Origin of the sequence: Desulfosalsimonas sp. (assembly GCF_046483245.1) — a bacterium.
Taxonomy (GTDB): domain Bacteria; phylum Desulfobacterota; class Desulfobacteria; order Desulfobacterales; family Desulfosalsimonadaceae; genus Desulfosalsimonas.
The window spans coordinates 38,372-52,078 of the sequence record NZ_JAWODO010000010.1 but is presented as its reverse complement, the minus strand read 5'-3'; the positions used below and the strand labels follow the sequence as shown (position 1 = coordinate 52,078).

Genomic DNA, 13,707 nt, shown 5'->3' with positions numbered 1-13,707 from the left:
GGCTTTTCTCTGTTTCACGGAGCTTGCCCGTCGGATCGGGCTGCGGGTGCTTGGCCCGCTTTTCGTGTGGTTTGAAATTTCAATGAAACCTGTTATGTATAGAGCATCACCAATGGATTGTCCGTGCTTTTGGCTTTCACCCCCTATTTCCCAAGGAGATGTAACATGAACGTAGCCATTGTGGGAGGCGGCACTCGTGGTTTATATCTGCTGAATTTTCTGAAAGAAAATTCCTTTCAGATGATTGATCTCAATGTCGTGGCCGTGGCGGATATCAACGAAAATGCCCCGGGGCTGATCCGTGCCGCTGAAAGGGGGCTGTATGTCACATCCGATTACAACACCCTTTTTGAGCGCAACGATATTGACCTGATCATTGAACTCACCGGCGATCTTGAGATTTATAATGATATTTTGCGCAAGAAGAAAAAGCACGTGCACACCCTGGCCCATACCACGGCACTGCTGTTCTGGGAAATCGATGATGCCTGCAAAAAGGTCAACGGGGCGGACCTGCTGACCGGCCACAAGCAGAATGTCTATGAAGTCCTGATGAACCAGTTCATCCAGGAAGAAGCCATGGTCATTGACAAGGATTACCGGGTCGTGGACATGAACGAGGCCATGATGAAAAAGCTGGGCAGAACCAGCCAGGACGTGATCGGCCGGTTCTGCTATCAGGTGGGCCATCACCTGGATCAGCCCTGCAGCGGGAAAAATCATCCCTGTCCCCTGGCGGAGGTGTATAAGAAAAACGAACCCTGCATGACCACCCATGTTCACCTGGATCAGGACAACAACGAGATTTATTATGCCATCTCCTGCTATCCCTTAAACAATGACGAGGAAATCATCGGTGTTATTGAAATCCTGCGCGATATCACCCCGGAGATCAAAGTTCAAAAAGCCCAGATGCAGCAGGAAAAGCTGATGTCCATCGGCCGGCTGTCAGCCGGTATTGCCCATGAAATCAACAATCCGTTGACCACCATCATGACTTCCGCCATGATGCTTCAGGAAGATCTGGATCCGAAAGATGAGATGCATGAAGAACTCCGGATCATTTCCAGCGAAGCTCAGCGGTGCCGGAAGATCGTGCAAAGCCTGCTGGATTTTGCCCGCCAGACCAAGCCCATGCAAAAGCTCCAGGACATCAATGCCATTATCCGGGAAAGCATCTACCTGACCAAAAAACAGGCAGAGTTCAATGATATCACCATTGAGTCGGATCTGCCCGATGATTTGCCCCGGATTTATGTGGACAAGGAACAAATCCAGCAGCTGCTGATCAACCTGACGCTCAATGCGGTGGAAGCCACCGGGGCCGGGGGACGCATTATGCTTTCCACGGGTTATGACCCGGCAGCAGATACAATTGCCATCCATGTCACGGATACAGGCAAGGGTATTGAAAAACAGGATCTGGAAAAAATATTTGATCCGTTTTTCACCACCCGTGAAATCGGCACCGGACTAGGGCTTTCCATCGCTCACAGCATTGTGGAGCAGCACGGCGGCAACATCGAGGTTGCCAGCAGGCCCGGCAGCGGCACCCGGTTTACCGTTACGCTGCCGGTGAAAGGGGTTTCCGAAGAATGAACGAGCAAAAAGCGCCCCGGATACTCATTGTTGACGATGAGATGCATATTTGCCGAAACTGCCGGAAAATTCTGTCAAAGCAGGCCTATGAGACCGAGTACGTGCTAGACGGGCGCAGTGCCCTGGAAAAGCTGGCTGAGAAAAGCTATGATGTGGTGATCACGGACGTGAAAATGGGCCGCATCGGGGGCCCGGAGGTGTTAAAGTGGCTTCGGGAGAACCATCCGGAAACCATGGTCATTGTGATCACCGGTTATGCCAGCGTTTCTTCGGCGGTGGAACTGATGAAAACCGGTGCCTTTGACTACCTGCCCAAGCCCTTTACCCCGGATGAACTGCGGCAGGTGGTGGCAGACGCCGTGGAGCAGCAAAAGATTGTCCGGCAGAACCGCCGGCTGATGCAGGAACCCTATCCGCACATGCCCAGGCTGTCCCACCAGCTCATTGGCAGCAGCCCGCAGATCCGCAAAGTCATCAGCATGATTCAGAAGGTGGCCGATACCGATGCCACGGTTTTGCTCTCGGGCGAAAGCGGCACTGGAAAGGAGCTTGTGGCCCGGGCTATCCATGCCAACAGCGGCCGGCATGACAAGGTTTTTTTCGGGGTGGACTGCGGCACCCTAAGCGGGAATCTCCTGGAAAGCGAACTTTTCGGATACCGCAAAGGCGCTTTTACAGACGCGAAAAAAGACAAATCCGGCATCTTTGAGCTGGCTGACGGCGGCACTGTGTTTCTTGATGAAATCAGCAACACCACACCGGATATCCAGGGCAAGCTGCTTCGGTTTTTAGATACCCGGGAGTTTCTGCCCCTGGGTGATACCGCCCGACGCCGGGTGGATGTGCGGCTGATTTTTGCCACCAACCGTGAGTTAAACCAGATGGTGGCGGAGAAATCGTTTCGTGAGGATTTTTATTACCGGATTTTTGTTTACCCCATTTACCTGCCTCCATTGCGGGAGCGCAAAAGCGATATCCTGCCCATTGCCTATCATTTTCTGGGCCAGCTCAACAACCAGCGGGGAAAATCCATTTCCGGACTTGACCCGGAAGCCGCCAGCCGCCTTTTAAACTACCACTGGCCGGGAAATGTCCGGCAGCTGCGCAATGTCATTGAACGCGCGGTGATTATGTGTGAAACCGATACCATCACCATTCAGGACCTGCCCCATCTCAGTGATATTGATGACATTGAGCGCCTCATGGAATGCGTGCCCGAGACCAATGCGGAACTGATCCGGATCAAAAAGGAAATCCGCCAGAAGGCCGTGGCCAAGGTGGAGAAAAATTTTTTGCTCAATGCCCTGGAGCAAAACGACTGGAACATTTCCCGGGCAGCCCGCCAGACCGGGATGCAGCGGCCCAATTTCCAGAACCTGATGAAGAAATACGGCATCAGACCTTCTTCCGGATAGCTTCTGTCCGGTATTCGGGTTGCTGCTGGCCATTATACACCTGCATATTTTTCTTATACATCTTGTTTTGCCCGCATTTGCTTGAGCAGCCTGTTGTTGTTTGCACCGGGCTGAGGCGCACCAATGATAGCTTTACCTGTATTTGACCTTTTTGTTGTCCCTTTTCAGGCCGGGTTTTACGTGTATGCACAACAGCTTCAGTTCTCCCGGATAAAATGATTTTGGTTTTAAAAATTTATATTATAATTCAATATGTTATAATATGTTTGGGTTTTTGGCATGCAACCTGCATTTCTGTAATCAAAAGTTTGAAAACAAACAACGCATTGACATTGATTCTTTTATAACCCGCCGGCAAACCCGGCGCAAAAGGAGGCTGCCATGACCGGAAAACAAAAAGTCCTTGTGGTGGACGATGAAAAACACATTTGTGACAATGTGAAAAAAATCCTGGCCAAAAACGATTATGAAGTGGAACTGGCCCAGAGTGGTCAGGAGGCCCTGGAGAAGCTGTCCAAAGAACCGTTTGCCCTGATGCTCTCTGACATGGTCATGCCCGGGATGAACGGCCTGGAGTTGTTAAAGCAGGTCAAAACCGAATGGCCCCTGACCAAGGCCCTGATCATGACCGCCTACGGCTCCACGGACACGGCTGTCAAGGCAATCCAGCTCGGGGCCCTGGACTACATCACCAAGCCGTTTACCCCGGATGAACTTCGGGAAACAATCAATCTGGCGGCTTCTGAAAGGCTTGCCGAAGCGCCGACTCCCGAGGAGGTAAAGCAACAGATCAACGTGATCGACCTGGATATGCCTTTTGACGCAGACGAGGTGGCCAAATATACCGGAGAGGATTATGTCAATACCCTGAGCCGTTCAGACAGGCCGGTGGTGGAAGTCAAAAAACCGGAAAGTTACTGTGAAATGGGGCAGATGGTATGCGATATCTTCAAAAAGCTGGGCAAGACCTGCAAGGCCGGCCTGAAAACCCAGGAATGCCCCCAGAAAAAGGGAAAAAAGGCAAAATCCGCCAAAACCGGCAAGGCCCCGTCCGTGAAAAAGCTCGTGGGCATTGACATGCCGTTTAACTATGATGAGGTCGCAGCCCTGACCGGTCCGGAGTATGTCAGCAATCTGCACTCCGGTGAAATCGCCTTTATGCCCTATGAGCAGTTAAAGGCGCAGATGGCTGAAACCACCGGCCGCAAACAGGCCCGGACCGGCTCGGAGCAGCCCTTTGACATGGATGAGGTTTCCAGATATACCGGTGAAGAATATACCAAGTCCCTGGGCAGTTCCGACATGCCGGTGGTGGAAGTCAAAAAGTCGGAAAATTACTGCGAAATGGGACAAATGGTATGCGATATCTTCAAAAAGCTGGGCAAGACCTGCAAGGCCGGTCTGAAAACCCAGGAATGTCCCCAGAAAAAGGGGAAAAAGGGCAAGGCCGCAAAGAAGTCCAGGGGCCCGGCAACCAAAACCCTGATCGGCGTGGACATGCCCTTTGACTATGAGGAAGTCGCTGCCCTGACCGGAGCTGAATATGCCGCTAACGTGGACCGCAACGGCTATGCCGTGCCGCCTTATGAGGAGCTAAAGGCGCGGGTCCAGGCCATGATGGAAGAAAACAAGGTTCCATCCGATGCCGATGTGATTGCGTTTCCCGCTCAGGCACCGGGGGAAAATGTCCTGGTCATTGATGATGAGCCCTATATTTCCAAAAACGTCAAGAAAATACTGGCAAAAAAGGGCTATGCCGTAAAACAGGCTGTCACCCGGGATGAAGCCCTGGATCAGCTTGAGGCCGGCGCCTATGACCTGGTACTGCTTGACCTGAAAATTCCGGGGGTCAAGGGCCTGGAACTGCTCGAGGCGGTAAGGCAAAAGCAGCCAGACGCGAAGGTGATCATTATCACAGGCTATGCCAGCATTGAAAGCGCAAAGGAAAGTGCGCGCCTGGGCATTTACGATTACCTGCACAAGCCCTTTACACCCGAGGAGCTTCGCAAAACCGCAGAGGCCGCCATCAGCCTGGCTGCCTGATAAACGAATCAAACCATCCCCGGTATCCCGGGTTTATACCGGATACCGGGGACTTTTTCAGGTGTTATTCCTGATGGCACCGTAAAAGTCTGATTTCAGATGGTGCCGTAAAAAGTTCAAGATCAAGGCTTGCGCAATTTCGAAGAATGCAGCGTACTTAGCCGTACGTGAAATTCTGAGAAATTGCGCGTAACGCAGATATTGGACTTTTTACGGCGCCATCATTCCTGCCCTCTCAAAAATTCCCAGACCCGTCCGCAGGCCTCTTCCACGCTGTCAGGCCCCATCCAGAACAGATTCGGGTCCTTTCTGAACCAAACCAGCTGGCGCTTGGCATAACGGCGCGTGTCTTTTTTCATTTGGTCCAGGGCCTCGTTCCAGCCCAAACGTCCCTGCAGATAGGCTGTCATGTGGCGATATCCCAGTGACTGCATGGATTTGAGTTCAGGGTCATAGCCCATTTCCTGCAGATCCCGGACTTCCCGGAGCAGGCCGTCTGCCACCATCTGTTCCACACGCTGGTTGATCTGCGCATACAGCGCCTGCCGGTCCATGTGCAGACCGATTTTTAAAAAGCAGTAACGGGCATTGGCAAATCCGTGGTCATGCTGGTATTCGGAGATGGGCCGCCCGGTGAGAGCGTGGACTTCAAGGGCCCGAATGATGCGGTAGGCGTCATTGGGGTGAATCCGTCCGGCGGCTTTCGCGTCACAGGCCGCCAGCCGTTTATGGAGGATACGAGTTCCTTTTTGGGCGGCCTCATTGCGCAGCTTTTCCCTGAGCCCGGGCGAAGACGGGGCTGCATCAAACAACCCGTAGAGCAGCGCCTTGATATACAATCCCGTTCCGCCAATGATCAGCGGCAGCCGGTCCTGTTGTTCCAGGCTTGCAACCGCTTCTTGCGCTTGTCTGGCGTACCGGGCCGCATCATAGGGTTCGTCCGGGTCGGCCACATCAATCAAATAATGGGGGGCGGCGGCCTGTTGCGCTGCATCGGGTTTTGCCGTGCCAATGTCCATGTGGCGGTATATCTGCATGGAATCGGCGCTGACAATGCCGCCGTTAAAACGGTTTGCCAGGGCCAGCGACAGCCGGGTTTTTCCGATGCCCGTGGGGCCGCAGACCACAACAACCCGGGGTTTGGATATGGATGAACCATTCATGGCGCCGGAGTTGCCGTTTTTTTCATGATCCGGCACCGTAATCACTATCCACGTCCACTACACCGATCTTGATGGCATAGCGAACCAGCGTGGCCATGTTTTTCATCTCGAGTTTTTCCATGAGATTGGTGCGGTGCTTGGCAACGGTTTTGGGGCTTACAGACAGCATCATTGCAATGTCATTGGTTGTGTAGCCTTCAGCCATAAAGCGCAGGATCATGTGTTCGCGTTTTGTGAGCAGATCATATTTGCTCGCAAAGGGTTCGGTGGTTTCCCTTTTCAGATAATTGTCAATGATGTCTGCATTGATTTCCGTGCTCAGATAATATTTCTGCTCTGCGGCCGCGCGGATGGCCCCAAGCACTTCCTCATATGGACTGGTTTTCAGCAAATATCCCATAACCCCTGCATGGAGTGCTTCCCGGACATAGGAACGCTTCTGATACATGGTCAGAATGACAATGCCGGTTTTTTCAGATATTTTTTTGAGTTCCAGGATACTGTTAATGCCGTCAATCCCTGGCATGGAAATATCCATGAGCAGCACGTCGGGTTTGGTCTCCCTGAGACGTTTGAAACAAAGGGCTCCCTCGCCGGCCTCGGCCGAGACCTTGATGTCGGATTCCTTTTCGAGCAGGGCTTTGATGCCTTCCCGTACTATCGGCTGATGATCTGCAAGCATGAGTTTGATTTTGGCCATGATTTCTCTCTTTCTGCTGTTTGCCAACCCCCCGGGCGGGTATTTCCGGGGGAAACGGATGATTTTGTGTTTTTGACGGATCAAAGGTCGAGAATACCGATTCTGGCCGCATACCGAACCAGTGTGGCCGTGTTTTTGAGCTGGAGTTTTTCCATGATGTTCATCCGGTGCTTGGCCACGGTCTTGGGGCTGATGGTGAGCATATCTGCGATTTCGTCTGTGGTTTTGCCCTCGGCAATGAGCTTGAAGACTTGGCGTTCTCGCTTGGAAAGCTGGTCATATGGCTCTGCCTGCATATTTTTCTGCTTTTTTTTAACAAAAGTATGGATGATTTCAGCGCTGATTTCAGGGCTCAGGTAGTAGGACTGCTGCTGCACGGATCGGATGGCGGTCAGAACTTCCGAATAAGACGCTGTTTTCAGCACATAGGCCCGGGCGCCTGCCTGAAGGGCCTCACGTACCAGGCTCTTGCTGCTCTGGCCCGTCAGGATCAGGATCTGGCAGTCCACCCCGGCTGCCTGAATCATGCGAACTGTATCCGTGCCACCGGAGCGGGTTGTTGCGGTTTCAGCAACAACCACGTCGGGCCGGTGCTTTTTGATCAAATCCAGGCTTTCTGCGGTGTCTGCGGCTTCGGCCACCACTTCCATGTCCGGCTCTTTTGCCAGCAACGCCTTGAGGCCCTGGCGCACCACCAACTGATTGTCTATAAGCATCAGTTTCATTTTCATGGCATTTTCCCTCGTGGTTGATATTTCCAGGTGTTTGCCTGCGGGTTTTTCCGCAGCGGCTTCCAAACCTTTCTGCAATAGTTCAAAACGGCAGCGGTTTGCCGGTGCAATAGGCCAGGGCCTGGCAGGTGGCAATCAGCTGCTGGTTTTCATCGGTCACCCGGATATCGTAACTGGCGGTTTTCCGGGTCCGGCTGGTTTCACTGGCCCGGGCAAAAAGGCGCATGGGTTCGGCCGGGCTCTGCACGTAAGTGACATTGACGTTTAAGGCAACGGCAATTGTGCCTCCTGTCTGGCTGGCGGTTTCAAAGGCTTCGTCAATCAGGGAAAAAATAGCGCCCCCGTGTGCGCGGTTGTAAATATTGGCCATGGTTTTCGGGTCATAGCGCATTTCCACGCATGAACAACCCCTTTCCAGTTCCAGCAGCTTCATGTTCAGCGCACAGGCCAGCGGCTCACTGGCCACGGCCCTGTAAATGGCATCCCGGATTTCGGGATCAAGGGGGGGTGGGTCAGAACTGGTCTGGTTGTTTTTCAATGCATTGGTCATCCGCTTAAACGGTCCCAGAATTGTTTTGCCCGGGCCTCGGCGCCCGGGGGCCGGGGTTGGGAATGATTCACTGGCCCCGGATTTTGGCCCCGCAGCCGGGCAATGCGTTGTTCAATGGGGGGATGCGTGGAAAATAAATGGGTCAGTCCCCGCCGTCCGCCAAGTGGATTGGCGATAAACATGTGCGCTGTGGCGGGTTCGGCCTGCATGGGGATTTTTTTGCTGTATGCACCAAGTTTTTCCAGAGCCGAGGCAAGCCCGTCCGGGTCCCGGGTGATATCTGCGGACGTGGCGTCAGCCATATATTCCCGGGAACGGGATATGGCCATCTGCACCAGCATGGCGGCTACCGGGGCGATAATCGACATGGCAATCAGGCCGAAAATGCCGCCGCCTTCCCCCTCGTCTCTGGAAAGCCCCCCGAATATGGCCGCAAATCTTGCGAAATTGGCGATCATCATGATGGCTCCGGCCATGGTGGCGGCAATGGATCCGATGAGGATGTCGCGGTTTTTCACATGCCCCAGCTCATGGGCAATCACGCCCGCAATTTCCCGGTTGTTCATGTAGCGCAGAAGTCCCTCAGTGACAGCGACCACGGCATGATCCGGATTTCTGCCAGTTGCAAAGGCGTTTGGCGCCTGCTGAGGAATAATGTACACCCGTGGCATGGGCAGCCCGGCCTTTTGGGTCAGTTGTTCGACAATGCCGTAAAGCTGGGGCGCGCTTTGGGAATCGGCTTCACGGGCTTTGTACATTTTTAATACGATTTTATCTGAATGCCAGTAGGAAAAAAAATTCATACCACCGGCAAATATCAGGGCGATGAACATGCCGCCGGTGCCCCCGAGCATTTGCCCGATAAGCATGATAATCACCGTTAAAACCGTCAGCAGCAATACGGTGCGGAAATGATTGCCGATCATGGGGTTGTTCTCCTTTTCATATATGAATTCTCCGGATCAACCAGAGATCTCTTAGTCTACTGTTTGTTGCGGATTTGTCCATTTTCAGTAGCTGATTACCACAAATATAAAACCGGTTTTGCGCAAATCAAGGATAAAATCAGGAAGGATTTAAATTTTCGGATAGCGGTCTTTTTTGTAAAACCGGTATCTGGCCACCAGGTCAAGCCATCGGGCCATGCGGCCGGCAAGTTCAGAGACAGTGGTTTCATCGGCCGCAGGGCTTCCGGAATCCGCCATTGGGTCCGCCATTTGGGTTTCCCCGGGCCTTGCGGTTTCCCGGAGGCGGGCGCAGATGATTTCGGCCTGCCGGGTGTACCCCTGTGCCGCGTATAAACGAGCCAGGGTCCGGCTTGCATATAAGGGGTGATTTTTCATTGATTCTGTTTTTGTTGGTTTTTATCGGCAGCGTCGTCAAAGCGGAACACGATTTCATCCGGCCGGACCATGTTGAGTTCCTCCCGCGCCACCTGCTCGATATATGCCGGATCGTTTTTCAGCCTGTTGATGCTGCGGTACAGGTCTATGTTTTCCTTTTCAAGCCGGGCGTTTTCCTGCCGGATTTGCTTTAGCTCCTCGCGCATGGCTTTCATGCCTGTCAGGCCATGGTCGCCAAAGATAATGGCCAGCAGGTAAATGCCGAGCAAAAGGGCGGCAGCCCAGAGCCCCCAACGCACAAGACCGGAGTTCTCGGATGCGGATTTCAACTGCGTTTCACCATGGAGATCAGAGCATATAGGGCGCTGCGGTGCAGCAGCCATGCGCAGGCGCCGTAGACCAGTATACCGGCAAAAATTGCCGCTGCCAGCTCCACAATCAGCACCCGCGCGGGACCTGCGGCATCCAGGGGCAGAAAAGCCATCCACCCCAGTAGGCCAACACCCATTACACTGGCAATTATCACAGTTTTGCCGGTGGAAACAATGATCTTTTTCCAGTGCAGCCCCCCCAGGCGGCAATGGAGCACGCCGGTGAGCAGGATAAAATTAATCATGGAGGCAAGGGATGTGGCCAGCGCCAGTCCGCCATGGGACAGGGGACCCATGAGGATCACGCCCAGGCCGATATTGGCTATGATGGAATAGGTGGCCATCTTGACCGGCGTTTTGGTGTCCTGGAGGGCGTAAAAGGTGGAGACAACGATGCGCACTGCGGAAAAAGCCCACAGTCCGACGCTGTAATGAAACAGGGCAAAGCCCGTGGCCTGCAGACTTTCAATCTCAAATGCCCCCCGGTGAAAAAGCAGCCCGACAATGGGTTCGCGCAGAACAATCAGGCCCACCATGGCCGGAATGGTAATAAAAAAAACCATGTTCATGGCATAGGCAAAGGTGTCGGCCAGGGCGGTGAAGTCTTCTGCTGCCGCTTGGCGCGAAAGACTCGGCAGCAGGGCGACAGACATGGAAATGGCGAATATGCCCAGGGGAAACTGCACCACCCTGTCGGCATAGTACAGGTAGGAGACACTGCCTTCGGCCAGCAGGGAGGCCAGCAGGGTGCCGACGAGAATGTTGACCTGGTAAACCGCGGCGCCGAAAACAGCCGGTCCCATAAGCCTGGCGACCTGGGCCAGACCCGGATGGAGAAGCGGGGCTTTTTGCCAGACCCGGATTCCTTTTTGCAGCAGAAACGGGAGTTGGAGTGCCAGTTGGAGGCCACCGCCGATTAACACGCCGATGGCGAGTCCCATGACAGGTTCCTGCATGAGGGGCGCGATAAACAGTACTGCGCCGATCATGGAAAGATTTAAAAAAACGGGTGCCAGGGCCGGGGCCGCAAAATGGCCAAGCGCGTTTAAAATTCCCATGCACAAGGCCACAAGGCAGATGCAGACAATGTAAGGAAACATGATCCGGGTGAGGGTGACTGTCAGCTCGAATTTGTCGCCGGAAAAACCTGGAGCCACCCCCTTGACGATCCAGGGAGCCGCGAGGATACCCGCAATGGTTACAACCACAAGGATCGCCGCCAGCAGGCGCATGGCCGATCTGGCAAGCGCAAATGCTTCGGCACGGCCGGAGCCGGTCAGGTATCGGGTAAAGACCGGCACAAAGGCCATGCTCAGGGTGCCTTCGGCGAACAGGCGCCGTAGCAGGTTGGGAATCCGGAAGGCCACGAAAAAGGCGTCTGAAAGCCTGCCGGCCCCGAAAAACCAGGCAATGATCATATCCCGGATAAAGCCCAGAATCCGGCTCAGCAGGGTGGCCAGGCCGATTACGCCGGCAGCCCGGGTTACTTTTTGTTTTTCATCCATAATGCAGGACTTTTACAATACCCGTACGGCAAGATCAAATGATAAAAGCCAATGCTTTGATTATGCGGGCTTTCGTAGTTGCCTGAAAGGCAGGCTTTTTTATCGGTTTCAGCGTTAACTGCTGCAAAATATGCCTTTTTTGAGTAATATTAAAAAATTCAGCAAATAAAAAAACACTGTTTATTTAAATAAAAATATGTGAGCATAATGATAGCTGTATGAAGATCTGATATTTGGTTTTATTTTTCTTGACATGTTTTTTACATTCATATAAATAGTGCCTGAACGAAAACCGTCTTTTCCGCCAATCTCTGCGTCCGGCTCAAATTTTAATCCTCAAAATACGTCGAGTATTCCTGCGGTTAAAATTTTCGCCGTCCTTGACCTTGACGAAAAATCCTGGTTTTCGTTCGGGCACTAAATATCCATCTTATTGAAAAGAATTCAGAAAATTAACTTTGCAGAGCCGAATTATTGGCATCGGAAATTCAGCCGTTTCCTTGTTGCTGCATCCGGAGTCCAGGTGGACTATATTTATAACAAGCCGCAATAATAGTATAATTTCCGACATGAATTGGGGTGGAATAGACTGGCTTTCTTTAGAAAAAGTTCTTGTCATTTTGAGTAATATCCCGGGCTGTCTCAATTTTTCTCTCTTCACTTGTTGTCATCAAAAACGCAATTTTTTGCCTGTGATGAATTTTACCCGCTTGCATTTCTCAAGTTCGATTTCATGTGCCATGACAGTGTTATTTTTTTGTAACCTTAGAAATATCAAAGCCTTTTTTGCTTTTTCGCCTTTATGAAAGGTGGATCCTGGGAAGTTTTAACCATCTGCCGAGCGTGAATAAATGCCTTTCGGGCAGAAAATCCCGGATACGTCGGTGGTGAAGAATTTTATTCATTGCCGGCAAAGGCATTGTTTTGTGCAGCGTGTCATTGGCGGGTGGTGGCTGCGGTAAACAGCCATGTGGAAAATAATTTTTCCGTCATCAGAAGGGGGGGAGGCAATGGCCAATTTGCTTGATTTTCATTTTAGGAGAACCAGAGCGGATACAAGCAATGAGATTACTCTTGACAGAGACATGCTCAGGCTTCTTGCGGCATTGGATGAGCGAAAAACATTACGCCAGGTAATGACTGACGCGGAGATGACCCCTGCGGATTTCAAGCAGACGTTTTCGAGACTTTATAATCTTCGCCTGGTTGAAAAAGTGGAGCCGAATATATCTTATTTGAATCCGGCTTTTATTAACGATGTCAAATCAGATTTGGTCGATTTGCTGGGGCCTCTCGGAGAGACGCTGATTGAAGATGCCGCAAGTGAGATGGGTTTTTCCTTAAATGGAATTCCAACAACAGGTGCGTGGGATTTTATTGAGCGCGTGGCTGAAATGATTCCGGGCAATAAGGAAACAAGTGCTTTCAAAAATAAGATGAATAACAAAATGAAGGGGTTTTAACTGCCTGGAAGCTTTATTCACCAAGCAAAGCACAATTCATTTTCATTGCTTTTGAGAAAAATTGTCAATCAACGCGCCACAGCGTTACATAAGGAGAAGAACATTGCGGAAAAACATTTTTTTGTTTTCAGGCATCGCGATATTCATATTTTTTTCAGGCTTCATCCCGGCCCTGGCCCAGGACGATAACCTGACAGGAAGAGACCGGATCGCTAAACAAGCCGCCCTGAGTTGCCGGGATGAAGTTATCCAGGAGATGGAAAAGCTCGTGGAATCAAATGTGGTATCATTCGCTGGTTTGTTTGATACTTTTTATATTCCTATTCCGGACACGGATCCGCCAAAATATCATACTCAATACGATCGTCATACGGATAAGGTCTTGCGTATTATTCTGGATAAGTATCTCGGACAGCAGTCCTGGTTTTTGTATGTTGTGGCTGCGGATCGTAATGGTTATGTGCCTACCCATAACTCGAAATATTCCAAGGCACTGACAGATGATCCGGATTACAACCTGAAACATAATCGGACAAAGCGTATTTTCAACGACCGCACAGGACTGGCCGCAGCACGCAATACCGATTCGTATTTGCTTCAGGAATACAAACGGGATACGGGTAACACGACTGCAGATTTGTCTGTCCCGATTTATATCCGGGGCAAACACTGGGGTGCGATTCGTGTGGGCTATGAGAAATAGCGGCAATGCCCGTCAATACCCACGGGTTATGGATTTATCTTTGATGGCACCATCTGAAATCAGACTTTTTACGGTGCCATCATCTTTAGAAAACAAACAGGTTATTCTTTTGTGATATTTT

Annotated in this window: 13 protein-coding genes; 5 read left to right on the top strand and 8 right to left on the bottom strand. The window is 51.7% G+C overall.

Annotated elements, in window-relative coordinates; translation table 11 throughout:
* Nucleotides 1-165: 165 nt before the first annotated feature.
* From R6U41_RS01590 to R6U41_RS01580, 3 genes are all read left to right on the top strand, one after another.
* A complete protein-coding gene (locus tag R6U41_RS01590) occupies nucleotides 166-1,599 on the top strand; it encodes an ATP-binding protein (protein WP_410268079.1) in 1,434 nt (477 codons plus the stop codon).
* Nucleotides 1,596-3,014, top strand: a complete 1,419-nt coding sequence (locus R6U41_RS01585; protein WP_410268078.1) for a sigma-54-dependent transcriptional regulator — start codon at nucleotides 1,596-1,598, stop codon at nucleotides 3,012-3,014. The genes R6U41_RS01590 and R6U41_RS01585 overlap by 4 nt, the downstream gene beginning before the upstream one ends.
* A 381-nt stretch (nucleotides 3,015-3,395) precedes the next feature.
* The gene (locus R6U41_RS01580) at nucleotides 3,396-5,057 is read left to right on the top strand and encodes a response regulator (protein WP_410268077.1); all 1,662 of its coding nucleotides are present in this window, start codon (nucleotides 3,396-3,398) and stop codon (nucleotides 5,055-5,057) included.
* 221 nt (nucleotides 5,058-5,278) lie between these two features.
* Here the strand turns inward: R6U41_RS01580 and miaA are convergent, their stop codons facing one another.
* The 8 genes from miaA to murJ all read right to left on the bottom strand — a co-directional run bounded on the left by miaA (nucleotide 5,279) and on the right by murJ (nucleotide 11,420).
* Nucleotides 5,279-6,265 carry a tRNA (adenosine(37)-N6)-dimethylallyltransferase MiaA gene (gene miaA, locus R6U41_RS01575; protein WP_410268076.1) on the bottom strand — a complete coding sequence of 329 codons (987 nt, stop codon included), beginning with the start codon at nucleotides 6,263-6,265 and terminating at the stop codon, nucleotides 5,279-5,281.
* Nucleotides 6,243-6,920: a response regulator gene (locus R6U41_RS01570; RefSeq protein WP_410268075.1), complete on the bottom strand. Its 678-nt coding sequence runs from the start codon at nucleotides 6,918-6,920 to the stop codon at nucleotides 6,243-6,245. Before R6U41_RS01570 ends, miaA begins: the two co-directional genes overlap by 23 nt.
* An 80-nt stretch (nucleotides 6,921-7,000) precedes the next feature.
* A complete protein-coding gene (locus R6U41_RS01565) occupies nucleotides 7,001-7,651 on the bottom strand; it encodes a LuxR C-terminal-related transcriptional regulator (protein ID WP_410268074.1) in 651 nt (216 codons plus the stop codon).
* A gap of 82 nt (nucleotides 7,652-7,733) precedes the next feature.
* Nucleotides 7,734-8,189, bottom strand: a complete 456-nt coding sequence (locus tag R6U41_RS01560) for a PaaI family thioesterase (protein ID WP_410268073.1) — start codon at nucleotides 8,187-8,189, stop codon at nucleotides 7,734-7,736.
* A gap of 8 nt (nucleotides 8,190-8,197) precedes the next feature.
* On the bottom strand, nucleotides 8,198-9,127 hold the full coding sequence (gene htpX, locus R6U41_RS01555) for a zinc metalloprotease HtpX (protein ID WP_410268072.1): 930 nt from the start codon (nucleotides 9,125-9,127) through the stop codon (nucleotides 8,198-8,200).
* Between the two features lie 150 nt (nucleotides 9,128-9,277).
* The gene (locus tag R6U41_RS01550; RefSeq protein ID WP_410268071.1) at nucleotides 9,278-9,544 is read right to left on the bottom strand and encodes a hypothetical protein; all 267 of its coding nucleotides are present in this window, start codon (nucleotides 9,542-9,544) and stop codon (nucleotides 9,278-9,280) included.
* Nucleotides 9,541-9,873, bottom strand: a complete 333-nt coding sequence (locus R6U41_RS01545) for an FtsB family cell division protein (protein WP_410268070.1) — start codon at nucleotides 9,871-9,873, stop codon at nucleotides 9,541-9,543. The genes R6U41_RS01550 and R6U41_RS01545 overlap by 4 nt, the downstream gene beginning before the upstream one ends.
* Nucleotides 9,870-11,420 (bottom strand): murein biosynthesis integral membrane protein MurJ, encoded by a 1,551-nt coding sequence (gene murJ, locus R6U41_RS01540; RefSeq protein WP_410268069.1) that lies wholly within the window; start codon nucleotides 11,418-11,420, stop codon nucleotides 9,870-9,872. The genes R6U41_RS01545 and murJ overlap by 4 nt, the downstream gene beginning before the upstream one ends.
* A 1,010-nt stretch (nucleotides 11,421-12,430) precedes the next feature.
* Between murJ and R6U41_RS01535 the strand changes: the two genes are divergently transcribed.
* On the top strand, nucleotides 12,431-12,883 hold the full coding sequence (locus R6U41_RS01535; protein ID WP_410268068.1) for a hypothetical protein: 453 nt from the start codon (nucleotides 12,431-12,433) through the stop codon (nucleotides 12,881-12,883).
* 103 nt (nucleotides 12,884-12,986) lie between these two features.
* Nucleotides 12,987-13,586, top strand: a complete 600-nt coding sequence (locus R6U41_RS01530; RefSeq protein ID WP_410268067.1) for a hypothetical protein — start codon at nucleotides 12,987-12,989, stop codon at nucleotides 13,584-13,586.
* Nucleotides 13,587-13,707 lie beyond the last annotated feature (121 nt).

Coding starts and splice junctions, on each gene's coding strand:
- R6U41_RS01590 (WP_410268079.1), top strand. CDS start 166: ATGAACGTAGCCATTGTGGGAGGCGGCACTCGTGGTTTATATCTGCTG.
- R6U41_RS01535 (WP_410268068.1), top strand. CDS start 12,431: ATGGCCAATTTGCTTGATTTTCATTTTAGGAGAACCAGAGCGGATACA.
- htpX (WP_410268072.1), bottom strand. CDS start 9,127: ATGATCGGCAATCATTTCCGCACCGTATTGCTGCTGACGGTTTTAACG.
- R6U41_RS01585 (WP_410268078.1), top strand. CDS start 1,596: ATGAACGAGCAAAAAGCGCCCCGGATACTCATTGTTGACGATGAGATG.
- R6U41_RS01570 (WP_410268075.1), bottom strand. CDS start 6,920: ATGGCCAAAATCAAACTCATGCTTGCAGATCATCAGCCGATAGTACGG.
- R6U41_RS01550 (WP_410268071.1), bottom strand. CDS start 9,544: ATGAAAAATCACCCCTTATATGCAAGCCGGACCCTGGCTCGTTTATAC.
- murJ (WP_410268069.1), bottom strand. CDS start 11,420: ATGGATGAAAAACAAAAAGTAACCCGGGCTGCCGGCGTAATCGGCCTG.
- R6U41_RS01580 (WP_410268077.1), top strand. CDS start 3,396: ATGACCGGAAAACAAAAAGTCCTTGTGGTGGACGATGAAAAACACATT.
- R6U41_RS01565 (WP_410268074.1), bottom strand. CDS start 7,651: ATGAAAATGAAACTGATGCTTATAGACAATCAGTTGGTGGTGCGCCAG.